Origin of the sequence: Pseudomonas sp. GD04019 (assembly GCF_029837695.1) — a bacterium.
Classification (GTDB): Bacteria; Pseudomonadota; Gammaproteobacteria; order Pseudomonadales; family Pseudomonadaceae; genus Aquipseudomonas.
Window position 1 is genome coordinate 115896 of record NZ_JAOEEA010000012.1, and the last position, 23024, is coordinate 138919.

The window sequence follows — 23024 nt, forward strand, 5'->3', positions numbered from 1 at the left end:
ATGGCCAACAGCCGCGCCGCGCGCCTGGCGCCGGTGGTCGAGATGGCCGAGCGCGCCGAGCGTGAAGCCGCCCGGCAGATGGCCCATATGCAAGGTCTGCTGGCCAAGGCCGAAGCGCAGCTGGGCGAGCTGGAACGCTACCGCGCCGACTACCAGCAGCAGTGGATCAGCGAGGGCAGCAAGGGCGTGTCCGGGCAATGGCTGATGAATTACCAGCGTTTCCTCAGCCAGCTGGAAACCGCCATCGGCCAGCAGCTGCAGAGCATCAACTGGCACCGGCAGAATCTCAACAAGGCGCGAGCCGCCTGGCAACAGCGCTATACGCGGGTGGAAGGTCTGCGTAAGCTCGTTCAACGCTACCTGGACGAGGCGCGTGCGGCCGAGGACAAGCGCGAGCAGAAGCTGCTCGACGAGCTGTCACAACGCCTGCCGCAACGCGAGCAGAATTGACGCGCGGTTGCCGCCGTCATCTGCGGGTGCTACATCTTCTCTTTGCATAAGAATCAACAAGGAGTGCTACATGGCCATCACCGCGCTACCTTCGGGCGACGGGCAGGAGCTGACCATTCACATCCAGGGGCGCTTCGACTTCTCTGCGCACCAGGAATTTCGCGATGCCTACGAGCGTGTGAGCGCCACCCCCAAGCGCTACGTGGTAGACCTCAAGGGCGCCACCTACCTGGATAGCTCGGCCCTGGGCATGCTCCTGCTGCTGCGCGACCACGCCGGTGGCGATCATGCGCGCATCAGCCTGGTGAACTGCAATCCGGACGTGCGCAAGATCCTCTCGATCTCCAACTTCGAACAGCTGTTCCAGATCGGCTGACCGCCATGCCCAACCGCCTGTCCATCCTGATCGCCGAGGACAGCGCGGCGGACAGGATGCTGCTGTCCACCATCGTCAGCCGTCAGGGCCATCGTGTGCTCACCGCCAGCAATGGCCTGGAGGCGGTCGGGCTGTTCCAGCAGGAGCGCCCGCAACTGGTGCTGATGGATGCGCTGATGCCGGTGATGGACGGCTTCGAGGCGGCGCGGCGGATCAAGGAGCTGGCCGGCGAGGCGCTGGTGCCGATCATCTTCCTCACCTCACTGACCGAGAGCGAAGCACTGGTGCGCTGCCTGGAGGTGGGTGACGACTTCCTCGCCAAGCCCTATAACCAGGTCATCCTGCAAGCCAAGATCAGCGCCATGGACCGTCTGCGCCGCCTGCAGAAGACGGTGCTGGAGCAGCGCGACCTGATCGCCAAGCACAACGAGCACCTGCTCACCGAGCAGCGGGTGGCCAAGGCGGTGTTCGACAAGGTGGCCCACTCCGGCTGCCTCAGCGCCACCAACATCCGCTACCTGCAATCGCCCTTCGCCCTGTTCAACGGCGACCTGCTGTTGGCCGCGTTCAAGCCCTCCGGTGGCATGCACGTGCTGCTCGGCGACTTCACCGGTCACGGCCTGCCGGCGGCCATCGGGGCCATGCCGCTGTCCGAGGTGTTCTACGGCATGACCGCCAAGGGTTTCTCCATGGCGGAAATCCTTCGCGAGATGAATGCCAAGCTCAAGCGCATCCTGCCGGTCGGCGTGTTCTGCTGCGCCACCATGCTCAACCTGAGCTTCCAGCGCCGGGTGGTGGAGGTGTGGAACGGCGGCCTGCCGGATGGCCATCTGCTGCGCGTCGGCAGCGGCGAGCGGGTGCCGCTGGTGTCGCGCCACCTGCCGCTGGGCGTGCTGGACCCGGCGTCGTTCAACGAGGCCTACGAGGTGCATCCGCTGCAGCTCGGCGATCGTATCTTCCTGCTCTCCGACGGTGTGTTGGAAACCCGCGACGCCAGCGAGCAGTTGTTCGGCGAGGAGCGCCTGCTGCAGGTGTTCGCCGGTGGTCACGCACCGGAGCGTCTGTTCGACGAGATCCAGCGCGCGCTGGCGGCGTTCCGTGGCGAAGCCCAGGACGACGTCAGCATGATCGAGCTGAGCATGGTCGATGACTGTGCCCTCAGTCGCCCGCCGCTGGCCTTCTCCGACAGCGGCCAGAGCAGCCCGCTGGACTGGTCGGCCAGCTTCGAATTCCGCGCCGAGGCGCTCAAGCGCTTCAACCCGCTGCCGTTCCTGCTCCAGCTGCTGATGGAGGTGCGCGGCCTGCGAGCTCAGGGCGGGGCGTTGTACACGGTGATGGCCGAGCTGTATTCCAACGCCCTGGAGCACGGCGTGTTGGGCCTGAAGTCCGGGCTTAAGTCCGATGCCCAGGGCTTTGCCCAGTACTACCGCGAGCGCAGCCAGCGTCTGCTAGCGCTGCAAGAGGGCTTCGTGCGCTTCGACCTGGAGCTGCTGCCGGAGGCCGATGGTGGCTGCCTGCGCATCCACGTGCAGGACAGCGGCGCCGGTTTCGATGTGAGCAGTGCCCTGGCTCGGCATCGCGATTGCGACAGTCTCAGTGGCCGCGGCCTACGCCTGATCTGCCAACTCGCCGACCAGTGTCAGTGGTCGCCCGACGGCCGTGGCGCCATCGTGGAGTTTCGCTGGGCGGCTCAGGCATAATCGGCGCTTCCCGATCATGGAGTGAGCTGGTGTCCGATTCCCATCTCGATCAGAGCGTGCTGGCTTCCCTGCTGGATGTCATGGGGGAGGAATACCCCGTGCTGCTGGATACCTTCCTGCTCGACTCGGAGGAGCGCCAGCGCCATATCCACGAGGCCATGGCCGCCGAGGACGCCCAGGCCCTGCGCCTGGCGGCGCACAGCTTCAAGGGCAGTTGCAGCAACATGGGCGCCACGCTGCTGGCCGGCCTGTGCAAGCACCTGGAAGAGGCCGCCCGCCGCGAGCGGCTGGACGAGGCGCCGGCCCTGGTCGAACAGATCGGCCGCGAGTTCGCCATCGTGCGCATCCTGCTCAAGTCCGAGCGCCAACGCTATCGCTGAGCGCCTCGGGCAAAGTTGGCCCGGCCCTTGCTCTACCCCGGTACGATCCCCCACAAACGGAGAGTACCCATGTCCGTTGCACCCGACTTTCTCCTTCAGTCCGCGCCCGAAGTGCGGCCGAAGACATCCGCGGTCAAGGCCCCCGCCAATGGTCCTGAACCCAGCAGGAACGAGGCTTCCAGCTTCGCCGAGGTCTACGCCAAGGAGCGGCAGAGCAAGGCTGCGGAGCGCAAGGAGGCCAGTGCCAAGGCCGCCGAGGAGCGCTCTGCCGAGGCCAAATCGACAGACGAGGCAGCGACCGAGCCTGCCGCCGAACAGCCGGTCGTTGCCGAAAGCGGCAATGCCTTGCCGGAAGAGCCGGCCGAGGGCGGCGAGGAGGGCGTCGATCCGTTGCTGCTGATGGCCATGTCGGGCCAGCTGCCGGCGGCTGAGACGGTCGATCCGCTGGCTGCCCAAGGCGAGGTTCCGGTCGAAGGCGATGCTCTGTTGCAGACAACCACGTCGACGATGACCAGCGCCACACCGGCGACCATGACCGAAGCCAGCCACGATCCCGAACTGGACATGCTCAACAGCCTGCCGGCGGTAAAGCTGGCGCTTGAAGTGGGCGCGCAGGAGAAGGCTGCCGCTCAGCAGCAGCTGAGCCCAGGAGCGGTCGCCGCCGAGAAATCGGCCAATGCCAGCCAGGGCTTCGCCAATGCCCTGGCCGCCTTCTCCGGCGATGCCGTGCCCAGCGAGGAAACATCGACCGAGAGTCTGGAAGGCGAATTGCTCGGCGAAGGGCTGGACAACTCCCTGACCACGGTTCGCGAAGGCCAGGCCGACGCCCGTGCCGAGGCTTTCGCCAGCAAGCTCAGCGCGCTCAGCCAGGCCATCAACCAGCACAACAACGTGCAGCGCCTGCCGCTGGTGCCCGGCCAGCCGGTGCAGGTGAACCATCCCGGCATGAGCGAGGCGGTGGTCGACAAGGTGATGTGGCTGTCCAGCCAGAACCTCAAGTCCGCCGAGATCCAGCTTGACCCTGCCGAGTTGGGGCGCATGGAGGTGCGCATCGAGCTCAACAAGGACCAGGCGGCCCAGGTCACGTTCATCAGCGCCAACGCCAACGTGCGTGACCAGCTGGAAGGCCAGGTTCACCGCCTGCGTGAGCTGTTCGCCCAGCAGGGCATGAACCAGTTGGACGTCAACGTTTCCGACCAGTCCATGGCCCATGGTTCCCAGGGCGGTGGTGAGGAAGGGCGGCGGCAGTCCGGCGGCCGAGGCATGGGTGGCTCCGGCGATGAAGAGGTGCTGACCGGCGTCAGTGAGTTGCGTGGCCCGTCCTCTGCCGCGCCGCGTGGCCTGGTGGACTACTACGCCTGACGCTTCGCCAAGCCCTGTAATTACCTGCGCCCGGTGCCGATAAAGCACCGGGCGCAGTCGTTTTCGGGTGACAGGCGGTCGTTGCCTTGGTATATCGGCTGCCTGTGTCGGGTGGGGCGATAGCGGCTATCTTGTTTACAAGGTGGCATAACACTTGCTCCTAAGCCCTTGACCAGGGACAAAACACTGAATAGTGACGGATTTTTGGCATGGCAAAGAAACCAGCTCCTACACCCCCGGCAGCCGAAGGCGGCGAAAAGGCCGGCGGCAAGGGCAAGCTCAAACTCATCATCATTATCGTGGTGGTGCTTCTGCTGGCGATCGGGGGCTCCGTGGGCGCGACCTGGTTCCTGCTCGGCAAAGACAAGGGCGCAGACGAAGAGAAGCCGGCCGAGGAAGAAACCAGTGAAAGCGCCGCCCCGGTCAAGCAGCCGGCGTTGTACGAGAGCATCGCCCCAGCCTTCATCGCCAACTACAAGCACCAGGGCCGGCAGCGCTACATGCAGGTCAGCGTCGCGCTGATGGCGCGCAACCAGGCCGAGCTGGATGCCCTCAAGGTCCACATGCCGCTGATCCGCAACCGCCTGGTGATGCTGTTCTCCGGTCAGGACTTCAGCGCGCTCATGACCCCGGTCGGCAAGGAGATGCTGCGCAGCCAGGCGACCGCCGTGGTGCAGGAAGTGGCGCAGAAAGAAACCGGTAAAACCGTGGTCGAACAGGTACTGTTCACCAACATCGTGCTGCAGTAGCAGGAGCCCCGCATGGCCGTACAAGACCTGCTGTCACAGGATGAGATCGACGCGCTGCTGCATGGCGTCGACGATGGCCTGGTCGAGACCGAGGCCGATGCCGACCCGGGCAGCGTCAAGAACTACGACCTGACCAGCCAGGATCGCATCGTCCGCGGACGCATGCCGACCCTGGAGATGATCAACGAGCGCTTCGCTCGCTACACCCGCATCAGCATGTTCAACCTGCTGCGCCGCTCCGCCGATGTGGCGGTGGGCGGGGTGCAGGTGATGAAGTTCGGCGAGTACGTGCACTCGCTGTACGTGCCGACCAGCCTTAACCTGGTGAAGATGAAGCCGCTGCGCGGCACCGCGCTGTTCATCCTCGACGCCAAGCTGGTGTTCAAGCTGGTGGACAACTTCTTCGGCGGCGACGGCCGCCACGCCAAGATCGAGGGCCGCGAGTTCACTCCCACCGAGCTGCGCGTGGTGCGCATGGTCATCGATCAGGCCTTCATCGATCTCAAGGAGGCCTGGCACGCGGTGATGGACGTCAATTTCGAGTACATGAACTCGGAAGTGAACCCGGCCCTGGCCAACATCGTCAGCCCCAGCGAAGTGGTGGTGGTGTCCACCTTCCATATCGAACTGGACGGCGGCGGCGGCGACCTGCATATCACCATGCCCTATTCGATGATCGAGCCGATCCGCGAGATGCTCGACGCCGGCTTCCAGTCCGACGTGGACGATCAGGACGAGCGCTGGATCAAGGCCCTGCGCGAGGACATCCTCGATGTCAGCGTGCCGCTCGGGGCGACCCTGGCGCGCCGCGAACTCAAGCTGCGCGACATCCTGCATATGCAGCCCGGCGACGTGATTCCGGTGGACCTGCCGGAGCAGATGATCATGCGCGCCAACGGCGTGCCGGCCTTCAAGGTCAAGCTGGGTGCCCACAAGGGCAATCTGGCCCTGCAGATTCTCGAACCCGTGGAGCGCATGCGCTGAGCGCGCGGAGCCCTGGGTCAATTTTCCGGGCAGTCGCTTTCGGTCCGACTGCCCCTCAGATGAACAGCCAGCCGAGGTAGAGCGATGGCAGACGAAAACGAACAAGGCACCAGCCCCGAGGAGCAGGCCCTGGCCGACGAATGGGCCGCGGCCCTCGCCGAGGCCGGTGATGACGCCGGGCAGGCGGACATCGACGCGCTGATGAGCCAGGGCGGCGGTGCTGCAGCACCGGCCGCGCCGCGCATGGCGATGGAGGAATTCGGTGCCGCACCCAAGCCGGGCAATGGCCCGGTCTCGCTGGATGGACCGAACCTGGATGTGATCCTCGATATCCCGGTGTCCATCTCCATGGAAGTGGGCAGCACCGAGATTTCCATCCGCAATCTGCTGCAGCTCAACCAGGGCTCGGTGGTGGAGCTGGACCGCCTGGCCGGCGAGCCGCTGGACGTGCTGGTCAACGGCACCCTGATCGCCCACGGCGAAGTGGTGGTGGTCAACGAGAAGTTCGGCATTCGCCTGACCGATGTGATCAGCCCCAGCGAACGCATCAAGAAGCTGCGTTGAGGCGATGATGCGCGCATTCTGCAGCCTTTTCCTGCTGGCCCCGTTGACGGTACTGGCCGCCGAGCCGGCGGCCAAGGCGGTGACCACCCCCATGGCCGGTAGCGACATCGGCAGCCAGCTGGCGCAGCTGCTGCTCGGCCTGTTGCTGGTGATCGGCCTGATCTTCGCCCTGGCCTGGGTGATGCGGCGGGTGCAGCAGATCGGCCCGCGCGGCAACCAGGCGATCAAGCTGGTAGCCAGCCAGGCCCTCGGTCCGCGTGACCGCCTATTGCTGGTGCAAGTGGGCGGCGAGCAGGTACTGCTCGGCCTCACTGCCGGACGCATCACACCGCTGCACGTGCTCAAGGAGCCGGTAAGCCTGGAAGCTGCCGAGCCCGCCACGCCCGAGTTCGCCCAGCGCCTGATGGAACTGCTTGGCAAGGACCAGAAGGACAAATCCTGATGCTGCGTTTGTTGCTGGTACTGGTTCTCAGCCTGGGCGCCTCGCTGGCTTTCGCCGAAGAGACTCCGCCGGGCGTTTCTGCGCTGATCCAGCAGGGCGAAAATCCGCTGTCGATCCCGGCCATTACCCTGTCCACCGACGCGGAGGGGCAGCAGGAGTACTCGGTCAGCCTGCAGATCCTGCTGATCATGACGGCGCTGAGCTTTATCCCGGCATTCGTCATGCTGATGACCAGCTTCACCCGGATCATCATCGTGTTTTCCATCCTGCGCCAGGCCCTGGGCCTGCAGCAGACCCCATCGAACCAGATACTCATCGGTCTGGCCCTGTTCCTGACCATGTTCATCATGGCGCCGGTGTTCGAACAGATTAACCGCGACGCCCTGCAGCCCTATCTCAACGAGCAATTGACGGCGCCGCAGGCGATCGCCAAGGCCGAGGTGCCGATCAAGGAGTTCATGCTGGCGCAGACCCGCGCCTCGGACCTGGAGCTGTTCGTGCGCCTGTCCAAGCGCACCGACATCCTCTCGCCGGAGCAGGCGCCGCTGACCATCCTGATCCCGGCCTTCGTCACCTCCGAGCTGAAGACCGCATTCCAGATCGGCTTCATGATCTTCATCCCGTTCCTGATCATCGACATGGTGGTGGCGAGCATCCTCATGGCCATGGGTATGATGATGCTGTCGCCGCTGATCATTTCCCTGCCGTTCAAGATCATGCTGTTCGTCCTGATCGATGGCTGGGCGCTGATCATGGGCACCCTTGCCGGTAGTTTCGGCACGTTATAGAGGACGCGCAGATGACCCCGGAAATCGCCGTCGACCTGTTCCGCGAAGCGCTCTGGCTGACCGCCCTGATCGTCGGCCTGCTGGTGCTGCCGAGCCTGCTGGTGGGGCTGCTGGTGGCCATGTTCCAGGCCGCCACGCAGATCAACGAACAGACCCTGAGCTTCGTTCCACGCCTGTTGGTGATGCTGCTGACGCTGATGTGGGCCGGCCCCTGGCTGGTGCGCGAGCTGATGGAGTACACCCAGACGCTGGTGCAGAACATTCCGCTGTTGATCGGCTGATGTTGGAGCTGACCAACATGCAGATCGGCGGCTGGGTAGGCCAGTACCTCCTGCCGCTGTTCCGCATCGCCTCCATGCTGATGGTGATGCCGGTGATCGGTACCCAGCTGGTGCCGATGCGGGTGCGCCTGTACCTGTCCCTGGCCATCTGCCTGGTACTGGCGCCGAACCTGCCGCCGATGCCGCAGGTGGACGCCGTGAGCCTGCAGTCCATGCTGCTGATCGGTGAGCAGGTGCTGGTCGGGGTGATGTTCGGCTTCATTCTGCAGTTGTACTTCCACCTCTTTACGGTTGCCGGACAACTGATTGCCACGCAGATGGGCCTGGGCTTCGCCTCCATGGTCGACCCGGCCAATGGCGTGTCAGTGCCGGTGCTCGGCCAGTTCCTGCTGATGCTGGTGACCCTGCTGTTCCTGGCCATGAACGGCCATCTGGTGGTGTTCGAGGTGCTGGCGGAAAGCTTCGTCACTCTGCCGGTGGGTGAGGGTTTGCTGCTGGATCACTACTGGACCCTGGCCGGTAAGTTGACCTGGGTGATCGCCGCCGGTCTGTTGATCGCGCTGCCGGTGGTCACTGCGCTGCTGATCATCAACCTGGCCTTCGGTGTGATGACCCGAGCGGCGCCACAATTGAACATCTTTTCCATTGGCTTCCCCCTGACGCTGGTCTTGGGCCTGCTGATTTTCTGGATAGGGCTTTCCGACTTCCTCGCACATTTTCAGACGCTCACCAGCGAGGCTCTGCAACAACTGCGCGAACTGGCGCGCATACGCTGAGGAGGCTCTGCCATGGCTGAGAGCGAAAGCGGCGCGGACAAGAGTGAGGAACCCACTGGCAAGCGCCTGGAAGAGGCGCGCAAGAAAGGCCAGATAGCCCGCTCCAAGGAGCTCGGCACCTTGGCGGTGACCCTCGGAGGGGCGGCGGCGCTGCTGATTTACGGTGCAGATATAGGCCAAGTGTTGCTGGGGACGATGCGCGGCAACTTTGCCCTGCCGCGTGAGGTGTTGCTGGACGAAGGCTCCATGGCCCGCCACTTGCTCGCCACGGGTTTCGAAGCTCTATTGGCGTTGCAGTCATTCTTTGTGGTGATGCTTATTGCCTCGATCATCGGCCCCGTGGCCCTGGGCGGCTGGCTATTTTCCGCCGAAGCGCTGGCGCCCAAGTTCAGCCGGATGAACCCGCTGGAAGGGCTCAAGCGCATGTTTTCCACCAAGGCCCTGGTGGAGCTGCTCAAGGCATTGGCCAAGTTCGTGATCATCCTGATGGTGGCCCTGGCGGTGCTCAAGTCGGACCAGGACGACTTGCTGGCCATCGCCAACGAGTCGGTCGAGTCGGCCATCCTGCATGCCATGCAGGTAACCGGCTGGAGCCTGCTGTGGATGGCCTGCGGGCTGATCCTGATTGCCGCTGTGGATGTGCCGTTCCAGCTCTGGGACACCAAGCAGAAGCTGATGATGACCAAGCAGGAAGTGCGCGACGAATACAAGGACAGCGAGGGCAAGCCCGAGGTCAAGTCGAAGATTCGCCAGTTGCAGCGGCAGATGGCCGAGCGGCGGATGATGCAGCAGGTGCCCGAGGCCGACGTGGTGATCACCAACCCGACCCACTTCGCCGTGGCACTGAAGTACGACCCGGCGAAGGGCAATGCGCCGATGCTGCTGGCCAAGGGCGGCGACTTCCTGGCGCTGAAGATTCGCGAGATCGCCCAGGAGCACAAGGTCACGCTGCTCGAATCGCCGGCCCTGGCGCGGGCGGTGTTCTACTCCACCGAGGTGGACCAGGAGATTCCCGCCGGCCTGTACCTGGCCGTGGCCCAGGTACTGGCCTACGTCTACCAGCTCAAGCAGTTCCGCTCCGGCAAGGGCAAGCGCCCGGCGCCGCTGGCGAATCTGCCCATCCCGCCGGACCTGCGTCGCGACGAGTGACGCGTCACTCGATCACGCCGCAAGCCACGCGCACACCACCACCGCCCAGCGGCTTGGGGTGGTCGGCATGGTTGTCGCCTCCGGCGTGAATCATCAGGGCATGGCCCTTGAGCTCGTCCAGGCTTTTCAGGCGCGGCGCCAGCACCGGCTGCCCGGCGTTGCCGCTGGCATCCACGTACAGCGCCGGCAGGTCGCCACGATGGGCGTCGTCCTGCCACGGCGTGCCGTGCTTGCCGGCGCCGTCCGGGTCCCAGTGGCCGCCAGCCATTTCGGCGGCCGAGGGCTGGCCGTCCTTGCTGCCAGGCGCGCAGTCCGGGTTGGTGTGCAGGTGGAAGCCATGGATGCCCGGCACCAGGCCGGACAGGGCAGGGGTGAAGACCAGGCCATAGCGGCTCTGCTCGACCTTGACGCTACCGACCTGCTGGCCGCTGCCTTTGGCATCCACGGCGTGCAGCGGGATGTTGAGCGGGGCGGCTTGCACGCTGCCGGCCGCGACGAGCAGGGCGGCGAGGGTCCATGGGCGCATGGCGGTTCTCCTGATAAGTGGTTGGAGAGCTTGTGACTGTCAGCCGCTGCCAGGGTTTCCTGTTTCGAATGTAAGCCATTGTTTTTCAATAGCCTGGGAAATCTGGCCGGGTTCTTGCTCTGACCTGCCCACGGCGCCTTTTCGCGTCAAAAGATTGAACTGGCTGGGGTAATCAAGTGGCAGTGGATCGGGCGCAAATCATCGGTGATGTACGCAGCAATCTGGTGGGGTTGCGCCAGGGCAATCTGGGCATCCCGTTGCTGCTGCTGGTCATGCTCGCCATGGTCATGCTGCCGATCCCGCCGTTCCTGCTCGACGTGCTGTTCACCTTCAGCATCGCCCTGTCCATCGTGGTACTGCTGGTCGCCATCTACTCCCTGCGCCCGCTGGACTTCGCCGTGTTCCCCACGGTGCTGCTGGCCGCGACCCTGCTGCGCCTGGCGTTGAACGTGGCGTCCACGCGCGTGGTGCTGCTGCACGGCCAGGAGGGTCACGATGCCGCGGGCAAAGTGATCCAGGCCTTCGGTGAGGTGGTGATCGGCGGCAACTACGTGGTTGGTGCCGTGGTGTTCGCCATCTTGATGATCATCAACTTCGTGGTGGTCACCAAGGGCGCCGGGCGTATCTCCGAGGTAAGCGCACGCTTCACCTTGGACGCCATGCCTGGCAAGCAGATGGCCATCGACGCCGACCTCAACGCCGGCCTGATCGACCAGGCCGAGGCCAAGAAGCGCCGTACCGAGGTGGCCCAGGAGGCCGACTTCTACGGCTCGATGGACGGTGCCTCGAAATTCGTCCGTGGTGACGCCGTCGCCGGCCTGCTGATTCTGTTCATCAACTTGATCGGTGGTATCGCTATCGGTGTATTGCAGCACGACCTGAGTTTCGGCGACGCCGGGCGTATCTACACCCTGCTGACCATCGGTGACGGCCTGGTGGCGCAGATCCCGTCCCTGCTGCTGTCCACCGCCGCCGCGATCATGGTGACCCGCGTATCCACCTCGGAAGACATGGGCGCCCAGGTCAGCCGGCAGATGTTCGCCTCACCCAAGGCCCTGGCCGTGTCGGCGGCGATCATGATCGCCATGGGTCTGGTGCCGGGCATGCCGCACTTTTCCTTTATCAGCCTCGGTCTGGTGGCCGCCGGTGCGGCCTACTGGATCGCGCACAAGCAGCGCAAGACCAAGGAGGATGCGGTCAAGGAAGTCCAGCGTCAGCAGGAGCTGCTGCCGGCGCAAAAGGCCCAGGAGGTCAAGGAGCTGGGCTGGGACGACGTGACTCCGGTGGACATGGTCGGCCTGGAAGTGGGTTATCGCCTGATTCCGCTGGTCGACCGCAACCAAGGCGGCCAGCTGCTGGCGCGGATCAAGGGTGTGCGCAAGAAGCTGTCCCAGGAAATGGGCTTTCTGATGCCGTCCGTGCATATCCGCGACAACCTCGACCTGTTGCCCAACGCCTATCGCCTGACCCTGATGGGCGTCAGCGTGGCCGAGGCCGAGGTGTATCCGGAGCGCGAACTGGCGATCAACCCCGGCCAGGTGTTCGGCACCCTCAATGGCATCGCCGCCAAAGATCCGGCGTTCGGACTGGAGGCGGTGTGGATCGATCCGACCCAGCGCGACCAGGCGCAATCGCTCGGCTACACGGTGGTGGATGCCAGTACCGTGGTCGCCACCCATCTCAACCAGGTGCTGCACAAGCATGCCCATGAACTGCTCGGCCACGAAGAGGTCCAGCAATTGATGCAGCTGCTGGCCAAGAGCTCGCCGAAGCTGGCCGAGGAGCTGGTGCCGGGCATGATTTCCTTGTCCACCCTGCTGCGGGTGCTGCAGACCCTGCTGCAGGAACAGGTGCCGGTGCGCGACATCCGCAGCATCGCCGAAGCCATCTCCAACGTGGCCGGCAAGAGTCAAGATCCCGCCGCGATGGTGGCCGCGGTTCGCGTCGCGCTTTCTCGCGCAATCGTGCAAAGCATTGTGGGACTAGAGCCGGAGCTGCCTGTGATCACTCTGGAACCCAGGTTGGAACAGTTATTGCTCAATAGCCTGCAGAAGGCCGGTCAGGGCTCCGAGGATGGCATCCTCCTCGAGCCCGGCATGGCCGAGAAGCTGCAACGCTCCCTGGTGGAAGCGACGCAGCGCCAGGAAATGCTCGGCAAACCGGTGATCCTGCTGGTAGCCGGTCCGGTCCGGGCGATGCTGTCGCGATTCGCGCGGCTCGCCGTACCGGCCATGCATGTACTGGCCTACCAGGAAATACCGGATAACAAGCAGGTCACGATCGTTGCTACGGTCGGCCAGAACTGAGGGTTCTAAGCCATGCAAGTCAAACGCTTCTTCGCCGCCGATATGCGTACCGCCATGAAACTGGTGCGTGATGAGCTGGGCGCCGATGCCGCCATCATTGGCAATCGCCGTGTGGCCGGTGGCGTGGAGCTGACCGCGGCCCTGGATTACCAGCCGACGACCCCGGCGCGTCAGGCCAACCCGGCGCTGGAAGCCGAGCTGCGCAAGACCCAGGCGAAAATCGCCAATGCCCAGGCCGAACTGACCGTGCGTGCCGTGGCTGACGAGCGCAAGGATCGTCAACTGTTCGCCAACGAATCGCTGGTCGCCCCGGAGCTGCCGGCCACCGCCGTCAAGGCCCAGCGTCCGGTGGTCGCCGCACAACCTGCAGCCAAGCCGGCTGCCGCTGCGGTGGATCAGCGCGCCTTGGATGCCATGCGCTTTGAGCTGCACGGCCTACGCGAGTTGATCGAAGTACAGCTGGGCTCCATCGCCTGGGGCCAGCTGCAGAATCGCAAGCCGCAACAGGCCAACCTGTGGCGCCGCCTGCAGCGGATGGGCCTGTCCGCCGAGCTGTCCAAGGCCCTGCTGGAGCGCGTGGCCAAGGTCGCCGAGCCGCGCCAGGCCTGGCGCATGCTGCTGGCCCATCTGGCCCACGCGATCAAGACGCCCGACGTCGAGCCGCTGGAAGAGGGCGGTGTGATTGCCCTGGTCGGTCCCGCCGGCATGGGCAAGACCACCACCCTGGCCAAGATGGCCGCGCGCTACGTGCTGAAATACGGCCCGCAGAGCATCGCCCTGGTCAGCATGGACAGCTTCCGCATCGGCGCCCAGGAGCAGATCAAGACCCTCGGCCGCATCCTCAACGTACCGGTGACCCAGGTCGACCCGGGCCAGTCGCTGGTCCAGGCCCTGGCCCCGCTGGCGCGCAAGAAGGTGGTGTTGATCGATACCGCCGGCCTGCCGGGCAATGACCCTGCGCTGCGTCTGCAGTTGGAGAGTCTGGCCGCGCGTGGGGTCAAATCGAAAAACTATCTGGTGCTGGCCGCTACCAGCCAGGCTCAGGTGCTCAAGGCCGCCTATCACAGCTACAAGCTGTGCGGCCTGGCCGGGTGCATCCTGAGCAAGGTCGATGAAGCCGCCAACCTGGGTGAAGTTCTGGGGCTGGCTATCAGCCAGCATCTACCGGTAGCCTATCTGGCAGATGGGCCGAAGATTCCGGACGATCTGCAGGTGCCGCGCAGCCATCAGTTGGTGAGCCGCGCCGTGAGCCTGCAGACCGCCGACGATCCGAGCGAGGAGGCCATGGCGGATATGTTCGCCGGCCTGTATCACCACCCGGCGCGCCGCGTGGGGTAAGGCAGGCGGCAGCGTGCAAGGCGTTCTAGTGTTAGGAAAGGGTCGGTGTGGTTGCCCGACCAGCCCAGTCCAGGCAAGACAAGGTAAGAGAAGAACATGGGTAGTATGCATCCCGTACAGGTGATCGCAGTCACAGGCGGCAAGGGCGGTGTCGGCAAGACCAACGTGTCGGTGAATCTGTCACTGGCGCTGGCCGACCTCGGTCGCCGGGTCATGCTGATGGACGCCGACCTGGGCCTGGCCAACGTCGACGTCCTGCTCGGCCTGACCGCCAAGCGCACCCTGGCCGACGTGATCGCCGGCGAGTGCGATCTCAAGGATGTGCTGATCCAGGGCCCCGGCGGTGTGCGCATCGTGCCGGCGGCGTCCGGCACGCAGAGCATGGTGCAGTTGTCGCCGGTGCAGCATGCCGGCCTGATCCAGGCCTTCAGCGACATCAGCGACAACCTCGATGTACTGGTCATCGACACCGCCGCCGGCATTGGCGACGGCGTGGTCAGCTTCGTGCGCGCGGCGCAGGAAGTCATCGTGGTGGTCTGCGACGAGCCGACCTCGATCACCGACGCCTATGCGCTGATCAAGCTGCTCAATCGCGATTACGGCATGAGCCGCTTCCGTGTGCTGGCCAACATGGCCCATACGCCGCAGGAAGGGCGCAATCTGTTTGCTAAGCTGACCAAGGTAACCGACCGTTTTCTCGATGTGGCTTTGCAGTACGTCGGCGCCGTCCCTTACGACGAGTCCGTACGCAAGGCCGTGCAGAAGCAGCGCGCGGTATACGAAGCCTTCCCGCGCTCGAAATGCGCACTGGCGTTCAAGGCGATCGCCCAGAAAGTCGACACCTGGCCGCTACCGGCCAACCCGCGCGGCCATCTGGAGTTCTTCGTCGAGCGTCTGGTGCAGCAACCGATCGCGGGTACGGCCGTATGACAGCAGCCAGTGGACTACGCATGTACAACAAGGCGCAGGCGCAGGATTCCCAGCACCAATTGATCGAGCGCTACGCGCCCCTGGTCAAGCGCATCGCCTATCACCTGCTGGCGCGCTTGCCGGCCAGCGTGCAGGTCGATGACCTGATCCAGGCGGGCATGATCGGTCTGCTGGAAGCTTCGAAGAAATACGACGGCAGCAAGGGCGCCAGCTTCGAAACCTACGCCGGCATCCGCATCCGCGGCGCCATGCTGGACGAGGTGCGCAAGGGCGATTGGGCGCCGCGTTCGGTACACCGTAATACCCGCATGGTCAGCGACGCGATTCGCGCAATCGAGGCGCGCACCGGAAGAGACGCTAAAGATCAAGAGGTTGCGGCCGAACTCCAATTGAGTCTCGAGGATTACTACGGCATTCTTGGCGACACTCTGGGCAGCCGCCTGTTCAGCTTCGACGACCTGGTTCAGGACGGCGAGAGCGGCGGTATGCACGAGGATGTCAGCAGCAGTCACGGAGGGCCCCTGCATGGTCTGGAAGATGAGCGCTTCCAGGCGGCCCTGGCCGATGCCATCGCCAACCTGCCGGAGCGCGAGCGCCTGGTGCTGTCGCTGTACTACGACGAAGAATTGAATTTGAAGGAAATCGGCGAAGTCCTGGGGGTCAGCGAATCCCGGGTCAGCCAGTTGCACAGCCAGTGCGCCGCGCGTCTGCGGTCCAGGTTGGGCGAGTGGCGGGCCAGCTGACGGCTAACCGGTTTCATGATTTGCGACGCTACCGGGCTGCCGGAGGCGTTTAGGACTGTACGGAGGTCGACTTGGACAAGAACATGAAAATCCTCATCGTTGACGATTTTTCGACGATGCGACGGATCATCAAGAACCTCCTGCGTGATCTGGGGTTCACCAATACCGCGGAGGCCGACGACGGCAACACCGCTCTGCCCATGCTGCAGAGCGGCAGCTTCGACTTCCTGGTGACCGACTGGAACATGCCCGGCATGACCGGCATCGACCTGTTGCGTGCGGTGCGCGCCGATGACCGCCTGAAGACCCTGCCGGTGCTGATGGTGACTGCAGAAGCCAAGCGCGAGCAGATCATCGAAGCCGCCCAGGCCGGTGTGAATGGCTACGTGGTCAAGCCGTTCACCGCCCAGGTGCTTAAGGAGAAGATCGAGAAGATCTTCGAACGGGTTAACGGCTGATGTCCGCCGCGAGGGCGCTATGGCAAACGATGATTCAACCCTGGGCGAACTCGAATCGACCCTGAAGACACATGCGACCCAACTCGTCGAAAGCCTGGAGAAGGGCCGTTTCGGCGAAGCGGTACAGCTGATCCATGAGCTGGGCAAGGCGCGCGATCATGGCCTGTACCAGGAAGTCGGTAAGCTCACCCGCGAGCTGCACAACGCGATAGTCAATTTCCAGATCGACCCGCGCATGCCGGGCGCCCAGGAAATCTCGCAGATATCCGATGCCACCGAGCGTCTGTCCTATGTGGTCACGATGACCGAGAAGGCGGCCAACCGCACCATGGACCTGGTCGAGCAGAGCGCGCCGCTGGTTAATGACCTGGGCGACGAGGCGCAGAGCCTGTCGGCCGAATGGGGCAAGTTCATGCGCCGCGAGATGAGCGCCGACGCCTTCCGCGACCTGGCCAAACGCATCGAGCTGTACCTCGCCCGCAGCGAGCGCGACAGCCAGAAACTCTCCGGCCACCTGAACGACATTCTGCTGGCGCAGGACTTCCAGGATCTCACCGGGCAAGTGATCAAGCGGGTGACCCAGTTGGTCACCGAAGTGGAAAGCAACCTGCTCAAGCTGGTGCTCATGGCCAGCCACGTCGACCGTTTCGCTGGCATCGAGCACGACCACGCAGCGCTTCGCGCCGAGCAAGAACAACAAAAAGAGCCTTCCAAGGGTGAAGGTCCGCAGATTCATGCCGATAAGCGTGAGGACGTGGCGTCCAGTCAGGACGACGTCGACGATCTGCTGTCCAGCCTTGGATTTTAAGGCTCTAACAGAGCCTTTGGAGCGCACCGATGAGCTTCGACGCCGATGAAGAAATCCTCCAGGACTTCCTGGTAGAGGCCGGCGAAATTCTTGAGTTGCTGTCCGAGCAACTGGTCGAGCTGGAAAGCCGACCCGATGACATGGACCTGCTCAATGCGATTTTCCGTGGTTTCCACACCGTCAAGGGTGGCGCGGGCTTCCTCCAGCTGAACGAGCTGGTGGAGTGCTGCCACATTGCGGAGAACGTATTCGACATCCTGCGCAAGGGTGAGCGCCGCGTTACCGCCGAACTGATGGACGTGGTGCTGCAGGCGCTGGACTCGGTCAACGAGATGTTCAGCCAGGTGCGCGAGCGGGTCGAGCCTACCCCCGCATCCCCCGAATTGCTGGCCGCACTGTCGCGCCTGGCCGAGCCGGAAAGCGCCGAAGAGTTGGCCGCCGCGGCCGAGCCGGAGCCGGAAGCGGCCGCCGATGAAGACATCTCCGACAGCGAGTTCGAACAGCTCCTGGATGCCATCGGCGACCAGCCGGCAGAGGCTCCCGCGCCGGCAGCCGGCGGTGACGAGATCACCGACGACGAATTCGAAGCACTGCTCGACCAGCTGCACGGCAAGGGCAAGTTCGCCGCGGACGAGGCTCCTGCCGTTTCGGTTAAGGCTGCCGCTCCTGCGCCGGCCGCCGGCGGTGACGAGATCACCGACGACGAATTCGAGGCGCTGCTCGACCAGTTGCACGGCAAGGGCAAGTTCAGCGCCGAAGAAGCGGCGCCTGCGCCCAAGCCGGCGGCCGCCGCGCCCGCGGCAGCCGGTGGTGGTGACGAAATCACCGACGACGAGTTCGAGGCACTGCTCGATCAGCTGCACGGCAAGGGCAAGTTCACCGGCCCGGACGAGAGCGCCGCGCCAGCTGCCAAGCCTGCGGCCGCTGCCCCGACCACCAAGAAGGCGGAGCCGAAAAAAGCCGAACCGGCCAAGCCTGTCGCCAAACCGGCGGCCAAACCCGAGCCAGCCAAGCCCGCCGCCGCGGTGCCGGCGCCGGCGCCAGCTGCTGCGGGCGGTGCACCAGCCGGTGCCGCCAGCGAGGCGGAAACCACGGTGCGGGTCGATACCGCGCGCCTGGACGAGATCATGAATATGGTCGGCGAGCTGGTGCTGGTGCGTAATCGCCTGGTTCGCCTGGGCCTGAACAGCGGCGACGAGGCCATGGCCAAGGCCGTGTCCAATCTCGACGTGGTCACCGCCGATCTGCAGACCTCGGTGATGAAGACCCGCATGCAGCCGATCAAGAAGGTCTTCGGGCGCTTCCCGCGCCTGGTCCGCGATCTGGCGCGCAACCTGAAGAAAGAGATCAACCTGGAGCTGGTCGGCGAAGAGACCGACCTCGACAAGAACCTGGTCGAGGCCCTGGCCGATCCGCTGGTGCACTTGGTGCGCAACGCAGTCGACCACGGCATCGAGGGCCCGGACGAGCGCGAGGCCGCCGGCAAGGCACGCGGTGGGCGCGTGGTGCTGTCCGCCGAGCAGGAGGGTGACCACATCCTGCTGTCGATCTCCGACGACGGCAAAGGCATGGACCCGGAAATCCTCCGCGCCAAGGCGGTGGAGAAGGGGCTGCTGGACAAGGACGCGGCCGACCGCCTGAGCGAGACCGAGTGCTACAACCTGATCTTTGCCCCGGGCTTCTCGACCAAGACCGAGATTTCCGATGTGTCCGGCCGTGGTGTCGGCATGGACGTGGTGAAGACCAAGATTTCCCAGCTCAACGGCATCATCAACGTGCACTCGGCCAAGGGCCAGGGCTCGAAGATCATCATCAAGGTGCCGCTGACCCTGGCGATCATGCCGACCCTGATGGTGATGCTGGCCAACCAGGCCTTCGCCTTCCCGCTGGTCAACGTCAACGAGATCTTCCATCTCGACCTGTCGCGCACCAACGTGGTGGACGGCCAGGAAGTGGTGATCGTGCGCGACAAGGCGCTGCCGCTGTTCTATCTCAAGCGCTGGCTGGTGGTCGGTGCCTCCAACGAGGAACAACGCGAAGGCCACGTGGTGATCCTCACCGTGGGCAGCCAGCGCATCGGCTTCGTGGTCGACCAGTTGGTGGGCCAGGAAGAAGTGGTGATCAAGCCACTCGGCAAGATGCTGCAGGGCACGCCCGGTATGTCTGGCGCTACCATTACCGGTGACGGGCGCATCGCCCTCATCCTCGACGTGCCGAGCATGCTCAAGCGCTACGCGCGTCGTATCTGATCGATCGCGGCTGGCCCGGCCAGTCGCTCTGGAGTGTTTATGGCAGTCAAGGTCCTGGTGGTGGATGATTCCGGCTTCTTCCGCCGCCGGGTCTCGGAGATTCTCTCCGCCGACCCCGATATCCAGGTGGTCGGTACCGCCACCAACGGCCGCGAAGCCATCGATCAGGCCCTGGCGTTGAAGCCGGACGTGATCACCATGGACTACGAGATGCCGATGATGGACGGCATCACGGCCGTGCGGAACATCATGCAGCGCTGCCCGACGCCGGTACTGATGTTCTCCTCGCTGACCCATGAGGGCGCCCGTGTCACCCTCGATGCGCTGGATGCCGGTGCGGTCGACTACCTGCCGAAGAACTTCGAAGACATCTCGCGCAACCCCGAGAAGGTCAAGGCCATGCTGTGCGAGAAGGTGCATACCATCGCCCGCAGCAATCGTCGCTACAGCACCTTCAGCGCCCCGCCCAGCGCGGCGGCCCCGGCCACCAGCACGTCGAGTGCCCCGGCGCGCCCGGCGCCTGCTGCACCTGCTCCGGCCGCCAGCCGGCCGAGCGCGGCGCCTGCACCGGTGGCGCCCAGTGGTGGCGCCCTAAAGCGTAAGTCCTACAAGCTGGTCGCCATCGGTACGTCCACCGGCGGCCCAGTCGCTCTGCAGCGGGTGCTGACCCAGCTGCCGGCCAATTTCCCGGCCCCCATCGTGTTGATCCAGCACATGCCGGCGGCCTTCACCAAGGCTTTTGCCGAGCGCCTGGACAAGTTGTGCCGGATTACTGTCAAGGAAGCCGAGGACGGCGACCTGCTGCGCCCCGGCGTCGCCCTGCTGGCCCCGGGCGGCAAGCAGATGATGGTCGACCCGCGCGGCTCGGTGCGCATCCTGCCGGGTGACGAGCGCCTGAACTACAAGCCCTGCGTCGATATCACCTTCGGCTCCGCCGCCAAGTCGTACAACGACAAGGTGCTGGCCGTGGTACTCACCGGCATGGGCGCCGATGGCCGCGAAGGCGCGCGCCTGCTCAAGCAGGGCGGCAGCCAGGTGTGGGCCCAGGACGAAGCCAGCTGCGTGATCTACGGCATGCCCATGGCGGTGGTGAAGGCCAACCTGGCCGACGCGGTGTACGGTCTGGACGATATCGGCCGGCATCTGGCCGAGGCCTGCATCTGATGGATGTACTGAGCCTCATCGGGATCATCCTGGCGTTCGTCGCCATTCTGGGCGGCAACTACCTGGAAGGCGGCCACGCCGGAGCGCTGCTCAATGGCCCGGCGGCGCTGATCGTGATCGGTGGCACCTTGGGCGCGGCATTCCTGCAGGCGCCGATGAGCGTGTTCAAGCGCTCCCTAGTGATCCTGCGCTGGATCGTCTTCCCGCCACGCGTCGATCTGGCCGGCGGCATCGCCAGCGTGGTCAGCTGGAGCATGGCGGCGCGCAAGGAAGGGCTGCTCGGCCTCGAGCCGGTGGCCGATGCCGAGCCCGATCCCTATGCTCGCAAGGGCTTGCAGCTGTTGGTGGACGGCGCCGAGCCGGAAGCCATCCGCAGCATCCTCGAGGTCGACCTGTACACCCAGGAAGGGCGCGATATCCAGGCGGCCAAGGTGTTCGAGAGCATGGGCGGCTATGCGCCGACCATCGGCATCATCGGTGCGGTGATGGGCCTGATCCATGTCATGGGCAACCTGGCCGACCCGAGCAAGCTGGGCGCCGGCATCGCCGTGGCGTTCGTCGCCACCATCTACGGTGTGGCCTTCGCCAACCTGCTGCTGTTGCCGATCGGCAACAAGCTCAAGTCGATCGCGGCGCGTCAGTCGCGTTACCGCGAGATGCTGCTGGAAGGCATCCTCTCCATCGCTGAGGGCGAGAATCCGCGCTCCATCGAGCTGAAGCTGCAAGGCTTCATGGACTGACGAGGTAGGGGACCGACATGGCCCGGCGGCGCCACCACGAGGAACACGAGAATCACGAGCGCTGGCTGGTGTCCTACGCGGACTTCATCACCCTGCTGTTCGCCTTCTTCGTGGTGATGTACTCGATTTCCTCGATCAACGAGGGCAAGTACAAGGTGCTCTCGGAAAGCCTGGTCGGCGTGTTCAGCGAGCCGGAGCGGGCAATCAAGCCGATTCCCATCGGTGACGAGAAGCCGCGGACCACCGAGCCCGATCGCTCGATGATCGAGGACAACCCCAACAGCAGCACCTCCAGCGAGGATCCCAGCGACCCGTTGCAGCAGATCGCCAGCAGCATGCGCGATGCCTTCGGCGACCTGATCGCCTCCGAGCAGCTGACCGTGCGCGGCAACGAGCTGTGGGTGGAGATCGAGTTGAACTCCAGCCTGCTGTTCCCCAGCGGCGATGCGGTGCCCAATGAAATGGCCTTCACCCTGATCGAGAAGGTGGCGAAGATCATCGCGCCCTACGAGAACCCGGTGCACGTCGAAGGCTTCACCGACAACCTGCCGATCAGCACTGCCCAGTACCCCAGCAACTGGGAACTTTCCACGGCGCGGGCGGCCAGCATAGTGCGGATGCTGGCGATGGACGGAGTGAATCCCGGACGTCTGGCGGCGGTCGGCTATGGCGAATTCCAACCGGTGGCCGACAATGCCACTGAGGAGGGCCGCTCGCGCAATCGCCGCGTGGTGCTGGTGATCTCGCGCAATCTGGATGTGCGCCGCAGCGTCAGTGGCGTGGGCAGCGGTAACGCCAAGCCCGATGCCGCCCTGAAGCGGGCTGGCACGCAACCTGCACCGGCACAGACTCAAGCGGCACCGGTGAGTGGTTCCGCCAATATTCCGACGCCCGCACCGTGAGGCGTCATCCAGTTCTCGGCAGGGGGACGGCCAGGCCGGGAGGACGAAGAAGATGAAAGTCTGGGCAGTAGCCAATCAAAAAGGTGGAGTCGGCAAGACCACCACCTCCATCGCCCTGGCGGGCCTGCTGGCCGACGCCGGCAAGCGCGTGGTCGTGGTCGACCTCGACCCGCACGGTTCGATGACCAGCTATTTCGGCCATGATCCGGATAGCCTGGAGCACAGCAGCTTCGACCTGTTCCAGTACCAGGGCACGGTGCCCGAGGGGCTGCCGGCGCGCCTGCTGCTGCCGACCAGCCATGAGAACATCTCCCTCCTGCCTTCCAGCACCGCGCTAGCCACTCTTGAGCGCCAGTCGCCGGGGCAGAACGGCCTGGGCCTGGTGGTCGCCAAAAGCCTGGCGCAGCTGTGGGAGAAGTTCGATCACGCGATCATCGACAGCCCGCCGCTGCTCGGCGTGCTGATGGTCAATGCCCTGGCCGCCAGCCAGCAGCTAGTGATCCCGGTGCAGACCGAGTTCCTCGCCGTGAAGGGGCTGGAGCGCATGGTCAGCACCCTGGCCATGATCAACCGCTCGCGCAAGCAGCCGTTGCCCTACACCATCGTGCCGACCCTGTTCGACCGCCGTACCCAGGCCTCACTGAATACCCTGCGGGTGCTGCGCAACTCCTATCCTGAGCACCTGTGGCAGGCCTATGTGCCGGTGGACACGCGCCTGCGCGACGCCAGCCGGGCAGGGCAGACGCCCTCCCAGTTCGATAACAACAGTCGCGGCGTCATCGCGTATCGCGCGCTGCTCAAGCACTTGCTGGCGGGGCAACCGGCCAGTCAGGTAGCCTGACGGAGCAGGCTATGCTGA

General features: G+C 64.7%; 25 protein-coding genes. 24 read left to right on the top strand and 1 reads right to left on the bottom strand.

Going from position 1 to position 23024, the window contains the following annotated elements; all coding sequences use genetic code 11:
* From fliJ to flhB, 13 genes are all read left to right on the top strand, one after another.
* Positions 1–450, top strand: a complete 450-nt coding sequence (fliJ, locus tag N7607_RS18675) for a flagellar export protein FliJ (RefSeq protein WP_137972843.1) — start codon at positions 1–3, stop codon at positions 448–450.
* Between the two features lie 70 nt (positions 451–520).
* Positions 521–826 (top strand): STAS domain-containing protein, encoded by a 306-nt coding sequence (locus N7607_RS18680; RefSeq protein ID WP_137972844.1) that lies wholly within the window; start codon positions 521–523, stop codon positions 824–826.
* A 5-nt stretch (positions 827–831) separates the two neighbouring features.
* Positions 832–2526 (top strand): fused response regulator/phosphatase, encoded by a 1695-nt coding sequence (locus N7607_RS18685; RefSeq protein WP_279867347.1) that lies wholly within the window; start codon positions 832–834, stop codon positions 2524–2526.
* A 29-nt stretch (positions 2527–2555) separates the two neighbouring features.
* Complete coding sequence (locus N7607_RS18690; RefSeq protein ID WP_279867348.1) at positions 2556–2906, top strand: Hpt domain-containing protein; 351 nt, start codon at positions 2556–2558, stop codon at positions 2904–2906.
* 69 nt (positions 2907–2975) lie between these two features.
* Positions 2976–4268 carry a flagellar hook-length control protein FliK gene (locus tag N7607_RS18695; RefSeq protein ID WP_279867349.1) on the top strand — a complete coding sequence of 431 codons (1293 nt, stop codon included), beginning with the start codon at positions 2976–2978 and terminating at the stop codon, positions 4266–4268.
* Between the two features lie 209 nt (positions 4269–4477).
* Positions 4478–5017, top strand: coding sequence for a flagellar basal body-associated protein FliL (gene fliL / locus N7607_RS18700; RefSeq protein ID WP_279867351.1), 540 nt, complete (start codon positions 4478–4480; stop codon positions 5015–5017).
* 12 nt (positions 5018–5029) lie between these two features.
* Positions 5030–6001 (top strand): flagellar motor switch protein FliM, encoded by a 972-nt coding sequence (gene fliM / locus N7607_RS18705; RefSeq protein WP_279867353.1) that lies wholly within the window; start codon positions 5030–5032, stop codon positions 5999–6001.
* An 84-nt stretch (positions 6002–6085) separates the two neighbouring features.
* Positions 6086–6565, top strand: coding sequence for a flagellar motor switch protein FliN (gene fliN / locus N7607_RS18710; protein ID WP_279867355.1), 480 nt, complete (start codon positions 6086–6088; stop codon positions 6563–6565).
* A 7-nt stretch (positions 6566–6572) separates the two neighbouring features.
* Positions 6573–7007 carry a flagellar biosynthetic protein FliO gene (gene fliO / locus N7607_RS18715; RefSeq protein WP_279867356.1) on the top strand — a complete coding sequence of 145 codons (435 nt, stop codon included), beginning with the start codon at positions 6573–6575 and terminating at the stop codon, positions 7005–7007.
* Positions 7007–7795 carry a flagellar type III secretion system pore protein FliP gene (gene fliP / locus N7607_RS18720; RefSeq protein WP_279867357.1) on the top strand — a complete coding sequence of 263 codons (789 nt, stop codon included), beginning with the start codon at positions 7007–7009 and terminating at the stop codon, positions 7793–7795. Before fliO ends, fliP begins: the two co-directional genes overlap by 1 nt.
* Positions 7796–7806: 11 nt before the next feature.
* Entirely contained in the window at positions 7807–8076 is a 270-nt protein-coding gene (fliQ, locus tag N7607_RS18725; RefSeq protein ID WP_279867358.1) for a flagellar biosynthesis protein FliQ, read from the top strand.
* Entirely contained in the window at positions 8076–8852 is a 777-nt protein-coding gene (gene fliR, locus N7607_RS18730) for a flagellar biosynthetic protein FliR (protein WP_279867360.1), read from the top strand. Before fliQ ends, fliR begins: the two co-directional genes overlap by 1 nt.
* Positions 8853–8864: 12 nt before the next feature.
* Positions 8865–10001 carry a flagellar biosynthesis protein FlhB gene (gene flhB / locus N7607_RS18735; protein ID WP_279867361.1) on the top strand — a complete coding sequence of 379 codons (1137 nt, stop codon included), beginning with the start codon at positions 8865–8867 and terminating at the stop codon, positions 9999–10001.
* Between the two features lie 4 nt (positions 10002–10005).
* Here the strand turns inward: flhB and sodC are convergent, their stop codons facing one another.
* Positions 10006–10527, bottom strand: coding sequence for a superoxide dismutase [Cu-Zn] SodC (gene sodC, locus N7607_RS18740; protein ID WP_279867362.1), 522 nt, complete (start codon positions 10525–10527; stop codon positions 10006–10008).
* Positions 10528–10709: 182 nt separating this feature from the next.
* Here sodC and flhA point away from each other — a divergent pair, with 182 nt between their 5' ends.
* The 11 genes from flhA (at position 10710) to N7607_RS18795 (ending at position 23006) form a co-directional block, all read left to right on the top strand.
* The gene (gene flhA, locus N7607_RS18745) at positions 10710–12833 is read left to right on the top strand and encodes a flagellar biosynthesis protein FlhA (protein WP_279867364.1); all 2124 of its coding nucleotides are present in this window, start codon (positions 10710–10712) and stop codon (positions 12831–12833) included.
* 12 nt (positions 12834–12845) lie between these two features.
* Positions 12846–14171 carry a flagellar biosynthesis protein FlhF gene (flhF, locus tag N7607_RS18750; protein WP_279867365.1) on the top strand — a complete coding sequence of 442 codons (1326 nt, stop codon included), beginning with the start codon at positions 12846–12848 and terminating at the stop codon, positions 14169–14171.
* A gap of 96 nt (positions 14172–14267) precedes the next feature.
* Positions 14268–15101, top strand: coding sequence for a flagellar synthesis regulator FleN (fleN, locus tag N7607_RS18755; protein WP_137972858.1), 834 nt, complete (start codon positions 14268–14270; stop codon positions 15099–15101).
* Entirely contained in the window at positions 15098–15844 is a 747-nt protein-coding gene (fliA, locus tag N7607_RS18760) for an RNA polymerase sigma factor FliA (protein ID WP_279867367.1), read from the top strand. Before fleN ends, fliA begins: the two co-directional genes overlap by 4 nt.
* A gap of 83 nt (positions 15845–15927) precedes the next feature.
* The gene (locus N7607_RS18765) at positions 15928–16302 is read left to right on the top strand and encodes a chemotaxis response regulator CheY (protein ID WP_171016308.1); all 375 of its coding nucleotides are present in this window, start codon (positions 15928–15930) and stop codon (positions 16300–16302) included.
* Between the two features lie 19 nt (positions 16303–16321).
* Complete coding sequence (locus tag N7607_RS18770) at positions 16322–17110, top strand: protein phosphatase CheZ (RefSeq protein ID WP_279867368.1); 789 nt, start codon at positions 16322–16324, stop codon at positions 17108–17110.
* A 29-nt stretch (positions 17111–17139) separates the two neighbouring features.
* Positions 17140–19359 carry a chemotaxis protein CheA gene (locus N7607_RS18775; protein ID WP_279867369.1) on the top strand — a complete coding sequence of 740 codons (2220 nt, stop codon included), beginning with the start codon at positions 17140–17142 and terminating at the stop codon, positions 19357–19359.
* Positions 19360–19398: 39 nt separating this feature from the next.
* Positions 19399–20523 (top strand): chemotaxis response regulator protein-glutamate methylesterase, encoded by a 1125-nt coding sequence (locus N7607_RS18780; protein WP_279867371.1) that lies wholly within the window; start codon positions 19399–19401, stop codon positions 20521–20523.
* Positions 20523–21263: a flagellar motor protein gene (locus tag N7607_RS18785; RefSeq protein ID WP_192398473.1), complete on the top strand. Its 741-nt coding sequence runs from the start codon at positions 20523–20525 to the stop codon at positions 21261–21263. Before N7607_RS18780 ends, N7607_RS18785 begins: the two co-directional genes overlap by 1 nt.
* Before the next feature lie 17 nt (positions 21264–21280).
* Positions 21281–22165 carry a flagellar motor protein MotD gene (gene motD, locus N7607_RS18790; RefSeq protein WP_279867373.1) on the top strand — a complete coding sequence of 295 codons (885 nt, stop codon included), beginning with the start codon at positions 21281–21283 and terminating at the stop codon, positions 22163–22165.
* A gap of 52 nt (positions 22166–22217) precedes the next feature.
* Positions 22218–23006, top strand: a complete 789-nt coding sequence (locus tag N7607_RS18795; RefSeq protein WP_279867374.1) for a ParA family protein — start codon at positions 22218–22220, stop codon at positions 23004–23006.
* Positions 23007–23024: the final 18 nt, after the last annotated feature.